This is a genomic window from Streptomyces sp. CB02959 (genome assembly GCF_002803155.1).
GTDB lineage: Bacteria > Actinomycetota > Actinomycetes > Streptomycetales > Streptomycetaceae > Streptomyces.
This window is the reverse complement of record NZ_NNBP01000030.1, coordinates 13,325-30,361: the sequence shown is the minus strand read 5'-3', so window position 1 is coordinate 30,361 and position 17,037 is coordinate 13,325. Positions and strand designations below refer to the sequence as shown.

Annotated in this window: 22 protein-coding genes; 1 reads left to right on the top strand and 21 read right to left on the bottom strand. The window is 70.8% G+C overall.

What is annotated here, in order from left to right; translation table 11 throughout:
- Positions 1 to 10 precede the first annotated feature (10 nt).
- The 20 genes from CG747_RS36860 to CG747_RS36760 form a co-directional block, all read right to left on the bottom strand.
- Positions 11 to 838, bottom strand: a complete 828-nt coding sequence (locus CG747_RS36860; protein WP_100606269.1) for a DUF317 domain-containing protein — start codon at positions 836 to 838, stop codon at positions 11 to 13.
- Positions 835 to 1,191 (bottom strand): hypothetical protein, encoded by a 357-nt coding sequence (locus tag CG747_RS36855; protein ID WP_100606268.1) that lies wholly within the window; start codon positions 1,189 to 1,191, stop codon positions 835 to 837. The genes CG747_RS36860 and CG747_RS36855 overlap by 4 nt, the downstream gene beginning before the upstream one ends.
- Positions 1,192 to 1,239: 48 nt before the next feature.
- Positions 1,240 to 2,118, bottom strand: a complete 879-nt coding sequence (locus tag CG747_RS36850; protein WP_100606267.1) for a DUF317 domain-containing protein — start codon at positions 2,116 to 2,118, stop codon at positions 1,240 to 1,242.
- Complete coding sequence (locus CG747_RS36845; RefSeq protein ID WP_100606266.1) at positions 2,115 to 2,921, bottom strand: DUF317 domain-containing protein; 807 nt, start codon at positions 2,919 to 2,921, stop codon at positions 2,115 to 2,117. Before CG747_RS36845 ends, CG747_RS36850 begins: the two co-directional genes overlap by 4 nt.
- Positions 2,918 to 3,307, bottom strand: coding sequence for a hypothetical protein (locus CG747_RS36840; protein WP_100606265.1), 390 nt, complete (start codon positions 3,305 to 3,307; stop codon positions 2,918 to 2,920). Before CG747_RS36840 ends, CG747_RS36845 begins: the two co-directional genes overlap by 4 nt.
- 251 nt (positions 3,308 to 3,558) lie before the next feature.
- Positions 3,559 to 3,966, bottom strand: a complete 408-nt coding sequence (locus CG747_RS36830; RefSeq protein WP_100606263.1) for a hypothetical protein — start codon at positions 3,964 to 3,966, stop codon at positions 3,559 to 3,561.
- Between the two features lie 30 nt (positions 3,967 to 3,996).
- On the bottom strand, positions 3,997 to 4,776 hold the full coding sequence (locus tag CG747_RS36825) for a hypothetical protein (RefSeq protein ID WP_100606262.1): 780 nt from the start codon (positions 4,774 to 4,776) through the stop codon (positions 3,997 to 3,999).
- Positions 4,777 to 4,803: 27 nt separating this feature from the next.
- The gene (locus tag CG747_RS36820) at positions 4,804 to 5,517 is read right to left on the bottom strand and encodes a hypothetical protein (protein WP_308303831.1); all 714 of its coding nucleotides are present in this window, start codon (positions 5,515 to 5,517) and stop codon (positions 4,804 to 4,806) included.
- A 16-nt stretch (positions 5,518 to 5,533) separates the two neighbouring features.
- The gene (locus CG747_RS36815) at positions 5,534 to 6,451 is read right to left on the bottom strand and encodes a hypothetical protein (protein WP_180985850.1); all 918 of its coding nucleotides are present in this window, start codon (positions 6,449 to 6,451) and stop codon (positions 5,534 to 5,536) included.
- A complete protein-coding gene (locus CG747_RS36810) occupies positions 6,451 to 7,227 on the bottom strand; it encodes a tetratricopeptide repeat protein (RefSeq protein WP_100606260.1) in 777 nt (258 codons plus the stop codon). Before CG747_RS36810 ends, CG747_RS36815 begins: the two co-directional genes overlap by 1 nt.
- Positions 7,224 to 7,646 (bottom strand): hypothetical protein, encoded by a 423-nt coding sequence (locus CG747_RS36805; protein ID WP_100606259.1) that lies wholly within the window; start codon positions 7,644 to 7,646, stop codon positions 7,224 to 7,226. Before CG747_RS36805 ends, CG747_RS36810 begins: the two co-directional genes overlap by 4 nt.
- Positions 7,647 to 7,752: 106 nt before the next feature.
- Positions 7,753 to 8,202 carry a hypothetical protein gene (locus CG747_RS36800; RefSeq protein ID WP_100606258.1) on the bottom strand — a complete coding sequence of 150 codons (450 nt, stop codon included), beginning with the start codon at positions 8,200 to 8,202 and terminating at the stop codon, positions 7,753 to 7,755.
- A gap of 377 nt (positions 8,203 to 8,579) precedes the next feature.
- Complete coding sequence (locus CG747_RS36795) at positions 8,580 to 9,680, bottom strand: hypothetical protein (RefSeq protein ID WP_257980987.1); 1,101 nt, start codon at positions 9,678 to 9,680, stop codon at positions 8,580 to 8,582.
- Between the two features lie 82 nt (positions 9,681 to 9,762).
- Positions 9,763 to 10,101 (bottom strand): hypothetical protein, encoded by a 339-nt coding sequence (locus CG747_RS36790; RefSeq protein WP_100606256.1) that lies wholly within the window; start codon positions 10,099 to 10,101, stop codon positions 9,763 to 9,765.
- The gene (locus tag CG747_RS36785; protein ID WP_100606255.1) at positions 10,098 to 10,556 is read right to left on the bottom strand and encodes a hypothetical protein; all 459 of its coding nucleotides are present in this window, start codon (positions 10,554 to 10,556) and stop codon (positions 10,098 to 10,100) included. Before CG747_RS36785 ends, CG747_RS36790 begins: the two co-directional genes overlap by 4 nt.
- A 28-nt stretch (positions 10,557 to 10,584) precedes the next feature.
- Positions 10,585 to 11,697 carry a hypothetical protein gene (locus CG747_RS36780; protein ID WP_100606254.1) on the bottom strand — a complete coding sequence of 371 codons (1,113 nt, stop codon included), beginning with the start codon at positions 11,695 to 11,697 and terminating at the stop codon, positions 10,585 to 10,587.
- Positions 11,690 to 12,430, bottom strand: coding sequence for a glycosyltransferase (locus tag CG747_RS36775; protein ID WP_100606253.1), 741 nt, complete (start codon positions 12,428 to 12,430; stop codon positions 11,690 to 11,692). The genes CG747_RS36780 and CG747_RS36775 overlap by 8 nt, the downstream gene beginning before the upstream one ends.
- Positions 12,431 to 12,485: 55 nt before the next feature.
- Complete coding sequence (locus CG747_RS51110) at positions 12,486 to 13,370, bottom strand: hypothetical protein (protein ID WP_374701861.1); 885 nt, start codon at positions 13,368 to 13,370, stop codon at positions 12,486 to 12,488.
- Between the two features lie 3 nt (positions 13,371 to 13,373).
- Positions 13,374 to 13,646 (bottom strand): hypothetical protein, encoded by a 273-nt coding sequence (locus tag CG747_RS36765; protein ID WP_100606252.1) that lies wholly within the window; start codon positions 13,644 to 13,646, stop codon positions 13,374 to 13,376.
- Between the two features lie 61 nt (positions 13,647 to 13,707).
- Positions 13,708 to 14,490 carry a hypothetical protein gene (locus CG747_RS36760; protein WP_100606251.1) on the bottom strand — a complete coding sequence of 261 codons (783 nt, stop codon included), beginning with the start codon at positions 14,488 to 14,490 and terminating at the stop codon, positions 13,708 to 13,710.
- Between the two features lie 709 nt (positions 14,491 to 15,199).
- Here CG747_RS36760 and CG747_RS36750 point away from each other — a divergent pair.
- On the top strand, positions 15,200 to 16,306 hold the full coding sequence (locus tag CG747_RS36750) for a hypothetical protein (protein WP_146022211.1): 1,107 nt from the start codon (positions 15,200 to 15,202) through the stop codon (positions 16,304 to 16,306).
- Positions 16,307 to 16,454: 148 nt separating this feature from the next.
- Here CG747_RS36750 and CG747_RS36745 read toward each other — a convergent pair whose 3' ends face one another.
- Positions 16,455 to 17,024 carry a hypothetical protein gene (locus tag CG747_RS36745; RefSeq protein WP_100606317.1) on the bottom strand — a complete coding sequence of 190 codons (570 nt, stop codon included), beginning with the start codon at positions 17,022 to 17,024 and terminating at the stop codon, positions 16,455 to 16,457.
- Positions 17,025 to 17,037: the final 13 nt, after the last annotated feature.

Here is a 17,037-nt window from a genome sequence, read left to right as displayed (position 1 = left end):
CAGCTCACGGTCAGTGGCTGCGGACCGGCGCGGCCGATGCCGCGGTGGGCACCGGACCGCTGCCGGCGGTTAGGACTGCGGTGTGCCGGGCCTTGCGGGCGGCGGCGCGCACGGCTTTGAGGCGTGCTTCGTGGGCGGCGGCGAGCTGCTCGCCCTGCGGTCCGCGCTGCTCCTGGGTGACGAGGTGGGAGTGCGGGACGTCGTACATGCCGCGCTGGACGGGTTCGTCGTTGGTCAGGGCGGTGGTGAACGCGGCGATCAGATGCCGGGGCATGGCGTCGTCGAGTGAGGCCCGCCACAGGAGTTCACGGCCGCCGCCTCCGTTGGGAAGGGCGGCTTCGGCTGTCCAGTGGAACCGTTCACTGGGAGCGACGGTCCAGCGGCGCACGCGCAGGATGCTGTCCGGGTGCGTGGCGGTCTCGTTGCCGTGTTCGTCGCGTTCGTATGCCCAGCCCGCCGAGGCGAGCGCTGGCCAGATGTCCGGCGTGGTCGCGGGCTCGGGTTTGAGCAGGGCGTCGGTGAGGGCGGCGAGGATCTCGACGGGGGTGTTGGCGCCGAAGTCCGTGTACCAGCTGCGGCCTTCGGATTCACCGCGGATGTGCCACCACGCGCCGTACGACTTCGGCTCGGGTTCCAGCACCAGGGTGTGCCGGTAGTCCGGGCTGACCAGCGCGACGTGGGGATAGTCCGGGTTGGAGTGGTTCTTCCACCCGGCGGCCCGCAGCGTCTGGGTGATCCGGCGGGGGTCGCCGCGCCCGGCCAGGTGCCGGGGGCTGGTCTCGAACCAGATGGTGTTGTGCGGCTCGTTGGCGCGGGTGGGGATGTAGGGGCGGGTCACTGACGGCGGGCCGGCGGGTGCGGCGCGTCGAATGGCAGATTGCCGAGGCGCTCAATGTCCCAGTGCAGGATGTGCCAGTCGGTGAGGTCCTGTGCGGCTTCCCGCAGCCCTTCGATGATCCGGCGGGTCTCGTCGGGCAGGGGGTGGGGGGACTGCTGGGCGACGAGGCGCGCGGCGCTGCGCAGGACGTCGCCGAGCAGGATGGGCATGCCGGTGTCCTCGTCGAGGAGCGGGGCGAGCAGCGGCAGCATGTCTGCTGCGGCTGGGTTGGTACGCAGATAGTGCTTGACCTGGGCCAGGGTTGTGGTGGCCTGCGTGATCTGGTCGGGGCTGGGAGCAGGGGTGTGGGGCATCAACGTCCTTATGCGGAAGAGGGAATGGACGGGTGGGCTTGTGCCCGGCTAGCGGCGCTTCGTTCGGTGTGCCGTTCCTGTGGGCGAGGCGGGGCCGGCCGAGGGCGGCGCCGGTGGCCTGGTGCGCTGGGCGTCTTCCAGCCGTTGAAGGTGGCGCCGATAGTTCTGTTCCGGGGCGATCGGGCTCCTAGTGGAATGGAGGTATCCGAAGGTGTGACCGATGGTTTGGCCCTCGTCCCGAAGCAGCGGTGCGGGGGAGGTGAGGGAGGTGATGAATCCGGCGAGTGCGGCGGCGGGAGCGGTGTCGTCGAGGGTTGCTCCCCACAGCCACTGGCGGCGCCCATCGGCGCGGGGGAGGGACACCTCGGTCTTCCACCGCCAGGTGGGGGTGCCGACGTTGTCGCGGGTGCCGGCGAAGGTGAGGGTCTGGACCCGGGCGAGGATCGCGGTTTCGTCCGGTGAGAGCGCCATCTGGTCGCCGTCTACCGACTGCTTGGCCCATCCCCGGCTTTCGGCGATGTGCCATAGATCGGCTGTCTGCGTCTGCGCTGGTGGTGTTGGGGTGGAGAGGGCGCCAGTGAATCCGGCGATGATCTCGACGGGGGTGTGGCCGCCGAAGTGCGCGGACCATCCGGCGTCGCCGTCGGGGCCGGGGGCGGGGTGGATGCGCCACCAGGTGTCGCGTTCCTCCGGGGCGGTGGGCTCCAGGGTGAGGTGCAGTTTCCGGTCTGGGCTTTCCAGCAGGACGTGGGGGTAGCCGGGTACCGAATGGTTGCTCCAGCCCGCGGCGAGCAGGTACTCGGTTACGTGCCGTGGGTCGCCTCCGCCGGCCAGGTGCCGCGGGGTCACCTCGTCCAGGTACCGGACGCGGTTGATGCGGTGGATGGTGGGCCCGTTGGTGCGCGAGTAGAAGTGTTCGTGGCTCACCGCATCCGTCCCGTCTGAGCGGCGTACGACCGGGCGCTGGGGCTGGTGCGCGGTCGGTTGGTGGCGAAGGAGTTGCGAGCCCAGGTGGCGGCGCGGGCGGCGGTGATCCGGGTCTGCTGCCAGGCGCTGAGCTGGGAGGGCAGGACGGACACGGAGGTGGTGCGGATCTGCTGGGAGGGTGGGACGTGACCGAGCGGACGCATCACCGGCTGCGGATCCGACAGGGCCGTGCTGAATGCCTGCACCAGGTGCATGGGCGTGGTGGGCGTGAATCGCGCCTCCCACACCGGGCCGTGTTCGTTGCGGGCGCCTGCCCACCAGTGGGCCTGGCCTGGGGCCTGCTGGTGGAAGCGGACGAAGGCGTTGCCTTGCGGGTTGCGCGCGGTGACGTGCTGGCCTTGCTCGGTCTGCCATCCGTGTTCTTGCAGGGGCGCCCATACGTTGGGGGCGTGCGCGGAGCGCGGCTGGGTCAGCGCGTCGGTGACCCCGGCCACGATCTCCACGGGCACCTGCCGCGAGAAGGTCGCCTGCCACGCCTCCTGCCGCGCGTTCTGCTTTGCGCTGATGGTCCAGCCGCCGGGCTGGGTGATCGGGTCGTAGCCGACGCGGATGGACTTGTCCGGGCTGTCGAAGACTATCGGGCCGCCGGGCTTGGTCTTGTCCTTCCATCCCGAGGCGCGCAGGTACTCGGTGACGTGGCGCAGGTCTCCGCCGCCGGCGAGGTGACGGGGCTCGACGAGATAGTGCTGCTCAGCCTGCTGGCCGGCCGGGCCCCAGCCGGCCCATTGCTGCTTCTTCCTCACCCGCGCCGCCTGACGACCATGGCGGAGGCCACGGGCTTCGATGCCGGGCCGGTGGCGGCGGGGGAGGGCTTGGCGAGCTGCTTGATGGAGTCGGTGTGCTCGTCGAGGTCCACGCCCACGCTGTCGAGTTCGTTGGCCGCGCGGCCCAGGGCCAGCCACACCTCTGGCCCCAGGATGCCGCGCTGGGAGCGGTCCTGGGCGAACCGCGAGCCGGTGCCGATGAGTTCGGTGACCCGCCCGAGGATGCCTTCGTTGTAGTCGAGGACCTTGCCGAGGATCTGGGCGGCTTCGCGCGGCGGTGCCTGAGACAGTCGCTGGGTGAGCAGGCTGAGCTGACGGGCGATGTCGTCAGCGAGCCGTACGGAAGAGCGGGTTGGGTCGGTCATGGGCCTCCTGAAGGATCTGGGCTGCGGCTAGTTGAGATGGCGGTGGACGTCGGCATGGCGACGGGCTTCGTCAAGGGCTGCCTCGGGGCGCCCGCCCGCCAGCGGGATGCTCCGGTCGTGGTTGCCGACGATGACGGTGCGCAGGTAGCGGCGGAACAGGGCGCTGGCCAGGCGGGGTTTGCGGCTGGCGGTGATGGGAGGCGGGGTGCGTTCGGGTTTGTGGGTGACAGGGATTCCAGGTGATGTGAAGGTCAGCGTGTGCGGTGTGGGCGGGACGCGGACGCCGAGAGAGGCGAGGCGTTCGACCGGGCTGCGGGCGCTGCGGCGGGCTGGCGTCGCATCTTCGCGACGGCGTCTTGGTAGGCGGCGGCGTCCCAGACGTCATTGGTGATGTTGACCAGGTATCCGGCCATGAGCAGTGCGGGCACGGCGCCGGTGGCAAGGTGCTTCTTCGCGTCCTCGGTGAGGTGCCCGGGAGCCTCGTGCCAGACGTAGACCGGCCCGGCCGTCTCCAACGTCTTGCGTTCGAAGCCGGCGCGATCGAGCAGGGCCAGGAGCTTCTCTGGTGCGCCGGTGGGGGTGTCGGCATGGACGGTGTCGGTCAGGGGCTTGAGGTAGATCTCGACGTCGGTGCCTTCGTCGTCGGCGCGGTTTCCCACGTGACGGGTGCTCCTGTTCGCAGGCCAGGGCTATCGGCGCCTGGTGGTCGGCGTGGACTGGGGTGCTGCGGGCGTGCTGGCCGGGGCCGGGGGTGCGACCGCGGTGGTGCCCAGGGCAGGCCGGGCCGGTAGATTACGCAGGATGACGCCGACGCCCAGCTCGGACAGGCGGGCACCGGCTGCTCGCACGCAAGCCCCCTGGCGGGCGGAGTCGTCACCGGACAGGACGAGGACGTCCCTGTGTGTGTCGAAGGTGAAGCCGTGGTCGGTCAGCGTCTTGGCGATGTCGGGGCGTTCGGGCGCCTCGACGACGAGGTCGTCGCCGGACCAGGTCATCACCACGCGATCGGGCTCTGCGGCCGGTGCGGTGAGGCGGGCGGCGTTGTGCCGGACCTGGGCGAGAGCGTTGTCGTAGCGGGGCAGCAGGCCGTGCGTGATGTCCTTGGCAGCGGTGAACGGATTGTCGGCGACGGCTATGCCGTCGGGCTCCCGTACGCCACGGAAGGCTTCGAGGGGAATGCCCTGGGGGGCCATGGCGGCGATCAGGAATCCCTCGTCGTGGCCCTTGCGGTCCATGACGAACAGCCGGGTGCCGTCGCTGCGGGTCAGTACGGCGCAGTGGTCAACGATGTAGTCGGCCATGGCATCGACGACCTCGTTCATGTCCCAGACATCCACGGTGAGGTCGTCGTGGTCGGTGTTGCCTCCGCGGTCCGGGTGGTACTGGCTTCTCCAGGTGCCGGGCAGTTCGCCGGCCAGGATGATGGCGAAGGAGCCGAGGTATCCGGTGTCGGTGTGGGGGTCGTGCATGGTCTCCTCGGGAAGGAAGGTGCAGGGTCAGCGCCGCCGGGCCGTTGGGTTCGGTGCGGCGGGGCCGGGGCTGGTGGTGGACAGCCGTGGCGGGGTAGGTGGGCAGGCGTAGGTGGCGGAGGCTTCGCGTTCGCCCGGTGAGACCTCGGCGGTGCACGCGCGGCGCTGGGGATGGGCCTGGTGCCGGTCGGCGAGGTCATTGCGCATGTGCGCCAAGTCGGACCAGATGACGCCGAGCCGGTGATCGGCGAGGTAGTGCAGTCGCTTTGCGGTGTACGGGTCCGGTGATTGGCCAAGGTTCTGGTAGAACTCGGCAGTTGCCGCTAGGACCTGACCGAGGGCGGTCAGTACCCCGTCGTGTGTGGCGGTCAGTTCGGTCAGTGTGTCGGCGACCTCGTCGGTCGTGGTGGCTTCGCGGATCTGCTCGGCGAGGTGGGCGATCTGGGAGCCGAGCGGCAGGTAGTGCGCCTCGCGCAGGTCCGTGTCGAAGGCGTCGTCGGCCTCGACGTGATAGCTCACGGCGCGCAGCCGGGCCACGGCGCGAGTGGCGAGACGGTTCTCCTCGGCTTCGTCCAGGCTGGTGGGGAGGCGGTGATACGTCTGGTGGAGGCGGACGACGGGGATGAAGCCGGTGCGCTGAAGGATGCTGTGGGCTTCGGGGTCGCCGCCGCGGGCGAGGACTTCCCCGGAGTGCGTATCGCGTCCCAGGGTTATGAAGCGGTCGGCAAGGGCCAAGAACAAGGATCTTTCTGGTGGGTCAGCGGGACGGTCGTGCGGGGGTGGCCTGGGGAGACGCGATCGCGGGGGTGGTCGGTGCGGGCCTGCGGGTGGTGCTGGGCAGAGCGGCGGCGGTGGCTTCGAGGTCCTGTTGGATGCTGTGCAGACGGCGGGCGATCAGCTCCAGTTGGTGTCCGGCCGCCGGGCCGTAGGTGTGGGGCAGGCGGTCGAGGCGGTAGGCCGCGTGCTCGACGAGGCCGCGCCCGGTGGCCACCGGGCCGGTGGCCTCGTCGGCGAGTTGGTGCAGCAGTTCGGCGAGCTGTGCCGTGGCGCCGACCAGTTCCTCGGCGGAGTGGGCAGTGGGGTGCCCGGTGGCCCTGGTGAGCGCAGGAACGGGCTGTGCGGGACGCTGAGGAACGCGGCCCTGGCGGGGCGGGGTGAGGCCGAAGTCGGCCTCAATGCGCCGGCACTCGCTCATCAACGCCTTGGCCAAATTGTGGGGTTGTCCTTCCCATGTGCCGTCGGCGCGGATGAGGTTGGCCAGCAGGTCGAGGCGGCCGGGCTGGGCCTGGACGGCGATCCAGCGACACCCATGGTGGTCGCCCGGCGCGTGGATGCCCGCGGTGCGCGCGAGTCGGTGGGCGATCTCGGACCACTCCGCACCGGTGAGATCGCGGTCGCCGGGGTGCAGGCGCACGTCCGCGTGCCAGATGGCGCGGCGGTCCTCGCGCGGGCTGCCGGCGAGGGGGCGATCCCGCATCGGAGCGTCGAGGAGTTCGGCCCAGTCGGCAGACGTCCACCTCTCCTGCTCGTCATCGGGGGTGTAGTAGTCCAGGCCCGGCCAGCGGGCGACCATTGCGTGCGCGGTCAGGCCCTCCTGGTCGCTGACGGGGCGGCCGAGGGCTTCGCCGAGTGCCTCGACGGCGTCGGGGCTCCGCTGGTGGATGCGGGGGATCATTACGGGGCGACTTTCCCGACTGGTAGGGCGAGTTGGGTCAGGTCGTGGGCTGCAGTGACCAGGGCGCGTTCGCGCACCAGGTCAGCGTGAACGGCCAGTTCGCCGGGAGGCAGCAGCTCCAGAGCGCGGTCGATGGTGTCCAGCGCCTCGGGGTACCGGCCCAGAGAGCGCAGGGCCGACGACTTGCGGAACAGCGCGATCGGATCGCCCGCTCCGCCGTCGGGGAGCCGGTCCACCAGCGCCAGCAGCCAGTGCGCTCGCCTCGGAAGCAGACCACCCAGCCATACCCCGTGCAGCAGGACGTGCAGCGTCCCAGGGTGATCGCCGGCGGTATCGAGGACCCGCTCCATCCGGGCAAGCCCCTCCGAACGGGACTGTCCCAGGCGCGCGAAGGCATCCAGCGCCCAGCTGTAGGGGTCGCGATTGAGCACGCTCACTGGGACCTTGCCGACGACGGATTCGAGGGTGCGGCAGCGGAAGTCGTAGCGCAGCGTGCTCAGATATAGATGCCGGTACGTCCGCCCAGTGACCGGATCTGGCCGGTGGCCGGTGATCTGATCCGGGTGGAGCACGCCCAGTGCACTGTGCCCGGTGGCGCGGGCCTGCCAGGCGACGCCGGCGCACACCTGGGCGGATTCCTGCCAGGTCGCATTGAGATCCTGCAGGACCTCGGCCAGGCACGCGGGCCACCGCGGATCGGCGAACGTGGTAGTGGCGTGAGAGACCGCCCGTGCCAGAGCCGCAGCGCGGTCCGGGGTGCTGAGGGTATGGGTCACCGGTCGCCTCGCGCGTCGTACACGTGCACGAGCTGGTTAAGGCGGGTGAGCGAGTACCAGCCGCAGTCGACCGCCGCGTTGCCGTCTGCGAACTGGGGCAGCAGGTAGTCCTCCAGAGCGCGCAGGTAGATCAGACAGTCGGGGCACCGGCGAGAGAGGTGGACGAGGTAGCGGGGGTGAGCGGTGATGTAGGTGCGGTCCCCGCCGTTGGGGTCGTACAGACGCCACCCGTCCTCGTCGGTCGGGGTGTGCCAGGAGGGGGTTACGACCTTGTACGCATCGCCCCACAGTTCTTTGCCGGCCACGCCCTTGAGGACGACGACCTTGTCGCCGGGGCGGAAGTGGGCGTGGGTGATGTCCCGTTCGGGGGTGAAGACGTCGCCCGGAATGTAGGGCGGGCGGGATACGGCGTCGGGCACAGCTGGTCCTTCCACATCGAGCGCGGGGTGGCGGTGGGAGGATCAATACTCCGAACGATCCCCGGTTTCGGTAACCGGGGATCGTCGGGTATAGAGGGGCCTGCGCCTACCGGAACGGGTTCTCGGTGCCCAGGTCGTCGCTGTTGGCTGCGTCCAGGAGTTCGGGCAGGTCAGTGCCCTCGGCGTCTCTCTGATCGATCCACCATCCCGCCCGGGTGACGGCACGGATCTGCTCCTCCAGCACGGCCCAGTCGGCTTCATCCCAGCTGCCTTCGGTCACCAGCGCGGTGTAGGCGGTGGTGACGAGCTGGTGGCGGGAGCGCTCACCCCAAGCGAGGGCCTTGTGGGGGCCTTCGAGCGGCGGCATGGCGAACTGCTCGGCCCAGTCGGTAGCGGCCTGCTGTTCCTCGGCTCGCTTGGCGGCGAGCCATTCCTCCTTGCTGGCGCTGTCGGAGTCGCGGGCGGCCTTCCAGCAGTCGGTGCATTCGCGGCCTTCGAGCCAGCGGGCGAACCCTGCCCGCCGATCAGCGGGGCGGTTGGACAGGTCGTGATCCACGGCGTGTCCACAGCTGTGGGCAACATTCCAATTCGTTCGAACAGGCATATGGGTTCTCTTTCTTTGCAGGTGAAGTGGGTTCAGAGGTGGTCGGGGTGAATCCGCGGTGGGGCGGTGCCGCCCACGGTGAGGGGCGCTGCCGGCGACTGTGAGGCGGCGGCACCTCGCCGATGAACGCACCGCCTGACCAGCCCCTTGGTCGTCGTTGAACGGGACGTCGGCATCGTGAACGCCGCCTTCATCGGCATGTTGAACGCCGACAGCACAGGGAGCGCGTGAGGTGCGGGCTCCCCGGCGCCGCGCTGGAGGCGTTGCGCGGCGCCGGGGCCACCGAGGCGGTCAGGCTCAACGGGGCATTTTGCCGGGGATAGGGCGTGCTACGGGTGATGCGCGGGGGTCGTGGCGCGGGGAGGTGGAGGCGGGGGTGTGGTGTCCAGGGCGGGGCGCGGGCGGATCCGCGGCGGTGTGGGGATGCGGTGGGGTGGCAGGACCGCGACGGTGGCTCCGAGGTCCTCGGCTGCGTCCTGGACTTCGCGGGTGAGGAAGTCCAGTTGTCGGCCGATGGAATCGAGCCGGGCGGCAATCTGCCGGCCCTGCACGGTTTCCAGGGCGCCGGCGAAGTGGCTGGCCCTGTGCAGGAGTTCTTGCAGGCGGACCATCGGGCCCGCGTCGTGCCCGTGCTGGGTGGCGGTGAGCAGCGTCTCGGAGACGTCGCCTGCGGCGCGCGCCTCGGCGAGGTCCTGGAGCAGCTCTTGCAGGGGCACCTCGGGTGCGGGTTGCGGGCGGTTGAAATGCGAGATGTCCGGGCGCAGGATTCCGGGTGGAACTGGGCGGGGCAGTGCCTGTCCGGCCGAGTATTCGTGGGCGTAGTGCCCGATGACCTGCCAGCCCGGCGCGTCCGGGTCGCCGGTGAGGGCGATCACGGTCGAGGTGCCGTCCTCGACCAGGTAGGCGAGCGTGATGCGCCGGCCGTCGGAGATGTACCACGACTCGAACAGGTCCAACTCGCCCCGTCGCTGCGCGGCCTGGGCCCTCTGCGTCCACTGCCGTGCTTCCTCAGCGTCCAGTTCGGGCTCGGGTTGGTGGTGCTGGTCGGCGAGGTCAGTGGCGATGGTGCTGTGGTCCGCCCAAGCGGCGAGGTGGGGCCACAGGAGCTGATGCTGCTCGCGCTCGGCGGCCGAGCCGGGGGCTGCGGGGCGGCTCAGGACGCGGGTGATCTCGGCGTGGGAGGCGGCGAGGGCATTGAGCAGGGTTCGCCAGGCGGTGGTGTGCCGGGCGGGCGGCAGTTCGTCGAGGTTGCTGCGGGCTGCGTCCAGAAGGTGGGTGGCGTGCGGGGCGAGATGGGCGGCGTATGCCGCGACGGCTGCGGCGTTGCGGCGGGCGCGGGCGGCTGCCGCGGCATGGTGGTGGACGGTTTGTCCGAAGCGATCCCGGGTGGTGTCGAGCGTGGTCTCGGCCTCGCGGTCGATGACGGCAATGCGCAACCGGAAGTCACGGGCTCTGCTTGAGAGTTCGGTGGCTGTGGGAATGTCGGTGATGCGTCTCTCCTGGGTCGGTGCGTCAGCGGCGGGCCCGACGCCCGGGCGGCACCTGCGCGGTCATGGCCGGCGGGCGTACCGGGCCAGGGGGTGCAGCCTGTTCGAGGGTGCCGGTGCGCAGGTCGGGGTCGAGGTGCACCGGGTAGCGGGCGGCGGTGAGCATCTGCTCCGCCCACGTCGCGTGCTCGTTCTCCCAGTCGCGCCCCAGGTCGAACGGGAGCCGGATCCAGTGACCGCGCAGGGTCGGCTGGAACAGGAAGCCTGCTCGGCGCAGGACGTCTGCAGCCAGCAAGTCCAGGGTGCCTTCGACTTCGACTTCGCCGCCTTGCCCGCGGGTGATGCGGATCGGCTCGGTGCTCACCTGGAGCGTCCGGTGGCGGTAGCGGTCAGGTGGACGGTGGGGGCGTAGGTGGGCTTCGCCGGGATCGGCCGGGCGGACGGCACCGACGTCGTCAGTGCGGGACCGCTTTGCGGGGAGCGGCTGGCGGCGGCTCGTGCGATCCGACTGCGTCGCTCGGAGTACTCGTGGACGGCGATGGGGTTGTGGGGAGGGCCAGGGGTGAGGGCGGGGTCGAGGGAGTAGTCGGCTTGCACGGCGTAGCCGTGGCGGCGCAGATCGTGTACGGCTTGCCGGGTGCGTCGCATGCCGTCCTGGTCCGGGTTGGTGAGCCGGTACAGGCCGGGTGTGGCGAGGACGGGCACGAACTGCTCGCGCACCAGGAACCAGTGGGCCAGGTGTGTGGGGACGTTCGCGGTGGTGGCGACGAAGCCGTGCTCGGGATGGGTGCCGAAGGCGAAGTAGGGGGCAGGGGGCAACGGGTGAACCTTTCGGTGGAACAGCGGGTCACCGGCGGGGTGTGGGCCGGCCCGGCGGGAGGATGCGGGGCGGCGCCGCGACGGCCAGAGCGGAGCGTGGGTGCGGGGTCGCCGCCCGGGCCTGGCGGAGGAACGGCTCACTGTGGGTGAGCCAGGTGGCGATGGCCGGCCACGTCCGCGCGCCCAGTTCGGGGCGGGTGCGCGAGGTGCCACGGGCCAGCTCCTCGCGCACCGCCTGGGCATCACCGAGGGCGTCGGCAAGCCGTGCGAGGGCGTCGGTGTCCTCGGGCCACGGCGCGGCGGCGGGGCTGCACCGTTCCAGCAGCGCGGGAGCGTGGTCCACGACGGTCAGGAAGTCGCGCCAGGCGCCATCCAGGAACTGTGCGGTCGCGGTGCCGAGCGCGTCGATGTCCAGGGGAGTGGCGTCGCTGTAACGGTTGGAGGCGACCATCGCACTCCAGGTGTCGTGCTCGGTGCGGATCCGGTCGAGGGCGCCGGCCGCTGCGGCGATCCGTCGGGCGTGGACGGCCCGGTCGTAGGCGGGCAGGTACCGGTCGGTGATCGCCCTCGCCGCGCGGCCGGGGAAGGGCGGCAGGACGATGCTGCGCGGGGCGTGCGGCTCGCCGTACCCTTCGTCGAACGGCTCGGGGGTGAAAGCGCCGACGAGGTAGTCGAGTTGGTGGCCGGGGCGCTCGACGAGCAGCAAGGTGGTGCCTGAAGCGGATTCGGTGAGGGTGGCGGCGTAGGGGATCCGGTCGCTCTGGACGGCGCGGCCGAGTTCGCCGCTGTCCCATAGCCATGGCACGAGGTCCTCCTGCCACACCGGGTGGCAGTACAGTTCGACCTGTGTCTCCCAATTGCCAGGCAGGAGGACGGCGATGTCACGGACGGTGTCGTCGATGAAGCGCCGTGTGCTGGTCGTCACCGTGACGCCGTACGCCTTGGCAGAGCGGACCAGACCGGTCACGGTGGTGCGGGAGGCGTCCGGATCCTCGGCCTGCAGGCGGTACACCCCGGCTGCGTCTCGATGGAATCCGGAATCCTGCAGCGCGCCTTGCGCGGCCTGGTACTTCGTGCCGGATGCGATGGCGACGATGCCGGCATCCCGGCTGTAGGCGAGGATGATCTGCGCGTCAGCCATGGGCGGGCATCTCACGGCAGACGACGGAGCGAAGGCTGCGACCGTAGTGCCAGGCGTGCTCGCGGGCGGCTGCCTCCAGCTGGTCGTATCCGCGCTGGGCGGTGAGCTGGCCAGGGTGCTTGCGGTACCTATACACAGGCTGGGGCAGAAGGATTCCGGGGGCGAGGTTGGTCACGCCGACGGCCGCCATGTAGTCCTCGCCCTGGACGAGGCCGCCCATGGGGGCGGCGCGCACCAGCTCGGTGCGGGCGAGGATCGTGGTCGGCCCGATCGGGATGGTGTCCGCGGGCGACCGCCAGTACGTCCACACGTCGCCGGCCTCGTGCCGGCCGGGCGGCGTGGGGCAGCGCCACAAGGTGGACGACCCGTCGGGGTGAAGGTCCTCGCTCCACCCGGCGCACCAGCCCAGCCCGGTTGCTTCCAGGATGTCCAGTCGCGCCGCCATGGCGTCGTCACTGAATTCGTCATCGTCGTCGGCCCAGTTCACGTACTCGGTGCGAACCTGGGCCAGCGCGAATTTCCGGGCGCGGGCGGCGCCGACTGGCCGCGGCAGGGCGAGGGCGCGCACGCGCGGGTCGCCGGCGAGCGGGGCGGGCAGGCGCGCTGAATCGGCCCCGTCGATCGCGACAACCGCCTCCCAGGGTACGGACTGCCGGGTGAGGCTGGCGTGCATGGCGGTCAGGTAGCCGAGCCGGTCCTCGTGCAGCTGGGTGGCGATAACGACGGTGATCAGGGGCGTGTCGGACGTGGGCAGGGGAGGTCCTTCGGCAGGTGGGGAGAGGTTGGGGTTAGCGGCGTGCGGCTGGGTGGGCCGGTACGCCCCGCGCGGGGGTGGCGGCGCCAGCGGCGGCCTGGGGTGCGGCGATGCGCGGGGCTTGGATGACTGGGGGCGGCGCGGTAGAGGACCAGCGTGCGGGGTTGTCGCTGAAGGCAGTGCGGGGGTCGGTGTTCCAGTCCACGAACGGGCCGATGTCTTCGTGGAGCAGGCTGATCACTTCGATCCCCTCCGGGTGCAAGATGTAGCCCCATTGCAGGTCCTGCTCGTCGGCGGTGTAGTCGGTGACGGTCATCCGCGCCGGCGGGGCGCCGTCCGGGGTGATCAGGTTGTCGAGGGTGCGGCTGGGCCACTGATCGCCGCCGGTCAGGGCAGCGACGAGCGCGGGCGGAGCGCCGTGGAGAAGGTCGGTGCCCAACTCGTCCCAGCCGATGGCAACGTCGTCCACGAGGTGGCGCGACATGGCTTCCAGGTTCTGGCGGAACCGGTACCGAAAAGCGGTGAGGAGGAGCGGCAGGTGGTGGCTCGGCACACCGTCGGTGTGGACGTAGATGCCCTCGTAGCCGGTTATGCCGGCGTAGCCGGTCTGCGTGGGACGGGCGATGAAGGATCGGGTTGACAGGAGGGGCTCCAGAAGTGTGGGCGGGCTACCGGCCGTGTGTCGGGCCGGTGGGAGGGGCGGCGGAAGGCCGGGCGCAGTCCGCCCCTGGGGTGGGAGGGGCGGGGTCGGTGCCGGGTCGTATTCGGCGCGTAGGATCGCCAGGTCTGCTTGGTCAGCGATGGCCAGCACGGACAGGCTGCGGCTGGCGGCTGTCATCAGCGCCTTCGGCGGAGACCCCGGCTCCGCTCTGCGGTTGTGGCCGCGCCAGCGGGCGGCGGCCACAAGGTAGTCGCTCACCGCCTAGAGGACCGGTTCGGCCGCATCCAGCAGATGTCGGGTGACCGCACTGGCCTGCGCTGGTGTCTCGGCGGTGGCGAGAGCGTCGAGATAGGGGCGAAGGTCGGGGCTCGGCAGGCTCTGCTCGGGCAGCGGGTGCTGGGCCAGGAACGGCTCGGCGTCCCGTTTCGCCCAGCGCAGCAGGTCGTCTCGGGTGGCGATGCCGTAGTGGGCGGCGGCGATCTGGTCGGCATCGCGTCCGACGTTGTCGTACAGCTCGAAGTCGGGATGTGGCATCAAGGCTCCTACACGCAGGTGAGGAAAAGAGGGGGAAGGCGCGAGCGCGGCTGGGGTCGGCTTACCGGTGGCGGGCGGTCGCGGAGGCGCTGGGTGGTGCGGGAGCGGGCGGGTGCGCGGATGTGGTGGTGGGCGCGGATGTGGTGGTGTGGCGGAGGTTGACGCCGATGCCCTTGTGGGCCAGCTGGTGCGCCAGGGCCTGCACGCGCAGAGCACGGCCGTCCTCGCCGTATGCCGCAGGCAGCAGGAACGCGGCCTGGTGGGGGTGGTACTGGAAGCCGAGGGCGTACAGCGTCATGCGGGCGTCCTCGGGAACGCTCTGGTACGGCGTGCCGAGCGCGCCGTCCTCGTACCAGGTCAGGGTGACGACGCGTGTCACCTGCGGTGGTCCGGGCCGGTGAGGGGGCTCCGGCTGGAGGGCGGCGTTGTGACGTACGACGGCCAAGGCGTACCGGTATCGGGGCAGGACGCGGCGGATGACCGCGGCGGCAGCGCGGACAGGGTCGCCTGTGACCTTGATTCCGCCTGGTTCCGCCACGCCGTCGAAGTGGTGCGGCTTGAGGCCCGCCTCGGGAGCGAGCGGAGTGACGAGGAATTGGTCGCGGTGGAGCGGCCGGTCGATGACGCACAGTTGCTCGCCGTCCGGACCGGTCAGCACGGAGTCGTGGGCAAGGACGAATTCGGCGACTGCCCACTGGACATGTCCGCAGTCCCAGACCTGGTCGCCGAGGGCGAACTGTTCATTGTGTTGCGTGTGGTGGTGGTACTGGCTGGTCCATACGCCGGGCAGACGGGCGGCGAGCGCGTCGGCGAAGGAGGCCAAGTCGGTGCGGTGGGCGGTCATGTGGTCCAAGGTGTGGAGCCGGTGCAGGGGGGTGTGAGTGCCGGCTCAGAACGGGGGACGAAGGGCGCGGGCGGTGCGCGGCGGGCCTGGTGGGAGACCCGCGATGGGCGCGCTGCCGGGCGTTGAGCGATGACGCGGGGTGGCCGGGGCGGACCGCGCCGTTGAAGGCTGACCATCGTGAGGCCGGGGAGCGCTGCCGGGGTACTCCCAGGTGAACTCGTACCCGTCGTACGGGTCGATCAGGCCCAGTTTCAGCTTGGTTTCCCGGTCAGCGACTTGGGCCAGCAACTCGTCCTCTTCTTCCTGGCACTGTCGGTACTCGGCCCAGTCGGCGTCGCTGAAGTGGGCGGGGCGGTTCAGGGGACTCCTTGAGTGGGTGATGCCGGCGTGGATGCTTCGGTGGGCCCTAGGCAGTGTCCGACGGGTCGCGTGGCGGGACTCATGCTGGCCTTGGTGTGGTCACGCACCTGCTATCGGGACGCACGGCTCTGCCCGGGACGTGGTCTCGGGCGCGCCAGGACCAGCGCCTTGCGGTGCACGTCGCTCGTTCGGGTGGTTGATGTGCCGAGTGGATCTGCGGGGTTCGCACTTGGCTCTTAGCTGGCTGGGACTAAGTGAACTGGCCTGCAGAACGAGGTAGTTGGTCTTGATTCGTCATGTGCTTCGAACCTTGCTCGTCGCGCCCTTGGTGGCGGGCACCCTGTGCACCGTGTCGCCGCCCGCTCAGGCGGACAGTACGACGTGCGGGGAGAGGACCTGCCGTGCGGAGTTCACAAACGACTGGGGGTACGCCGAGTTCACCGTGCCGGCCGGTGTCGAGTACATCACCATGTACGTGTGGGGTGCGGGCGCCGGTGGCGCCGGTGGTTCCACCGGCGGTGGTGGCGGTGGTGGCGGCGGCACCGCTGTGAGCCTCGCCACCAACGCCCGGCACCCCGGTGGTGGTGGCGGTGGCGGGGGCGGCGGCGGTGCGGGCGGCAACGGCGGCTCCAGCGGCGGCTACGCCTTCGGCAGGGTCAAGGTGCACCCCGGGCAGAAGCTGAAGGTGGCTGTTGGCACAGGCGGAAAGGCCGGCACCGCCGCCCGGGTGGGCAGCCACGGCGGAGCGGGCTCCAAGGACGAGGACGGGAAGGCCGGGCAGGACGCCTACCGCCCCGGCACGGGCGGCATCGGCGGCGGCTCCAAGATCACCGACATCGCGTCCCGCCGCTGGCTGCTCGCCGTCAACGGCGGCTCCGCTGGCCATCCCGGCGCCGGCGGACACGGCGGCAAGGGCGGCTGCGCCGGCCATACCTTGCCCAACTGCGTCTGGGAGCCCCCTTACCGCTACCGCGGTGGTGACGCCGGTGCGCCCGGCGGTGGTGGTGCAGCCCAGCCCGTAGGTGACGTAGGGGCCTGCGGGACCGTCGGCGAGGGAGTCACGGGAGCCTGCTACGACTCCAGGGCCGGCGGTCAGGGTCAGAACGGCAGCCAGGGCACGGTCGGCACACGCGGCGGCGACGGCAGCATCGGCCTGCAGGGCCAGCCGGGCGGAGAGGCCGGTGAACCCGGCAAGGGTGCCGCCGGCGGCACGGGCGGCCAGGGTGCCAAGCCCCAATACACCGACATCGCACCCCCGGAGAACGTGGGCCTGGGCGGCGCCGGCGGTACGGGCGGGACGGGCGGCGACGGCGGCAAGGGTGGGCGCGGCGGGGTCGGGATCAACCGCCGCCCCGAGGGTAGTGGGCAGGCCGGGCACGGCGGACTGTTCGGCACAGACGGGCAGCCCGGCGGCAATGGCTACGTCCTGATCATCTGGGACAAGCCCGCTTCCTGACGCAACAGATTCTCCCGGTCCACTGCCTATATTCCGGGATATCGCGAGTGATGGCCTCGACTCCCTGTGACGTCGAGGCCATCACCACTGGACGGTCCGCACAGACACGTGTGTCCTTGCTGGGGACGAGGATTCGCTTGAAGACTCGCTAGCGGTGGCGTGTAGTCGGCCGGGGCGGCGGGGTCGCCGGGCTCTGCTGTCGGGCCGGTGCGGGGAAGAAACGGTGGAAGTCGAGGTGGGCGTCGAGTTCGTTGGCCGCGTCGCGCAGCGATTCCGACGTGCGCCGCAGGTAGGCGCGCGCGGTGGCGTGGTCGATGACCATGCGGTTCTCCCGGTACTGCCGGTCGGTCGGGCTGGAGGACCGGGGCAGGCAAAGGGCGCTCTCCGCGGTCTCGGCGAAGTACGGTGCTGCGTGGCTCGACATGGTGGCTGCCGTCGCGAGGTGGGCCAGTACGGCGCTGCCGATGCGGTTCGTGCTGTGGGTGCTTCGGGCGAATTCGGCAGTCATTCGGACGACGTCGGCCGAGAGGGCCTGTGCGTCGGCGGCATGCTGGAGCAGTTCGGCGTAGGACGGCGCGGCCGGCACACGGCCGGTGTCGTCCAGCAGCTGGCACTTCTCGGCGGTGGCGAGGAGTTTGGCCTTCAGGTCGTTGAGTGCGCCGATAACGTGGAGGGTGTAGTCGCGAGGTATCAGTTCGCGCTGGGCATCGGGATTCATGAACATCACTGGG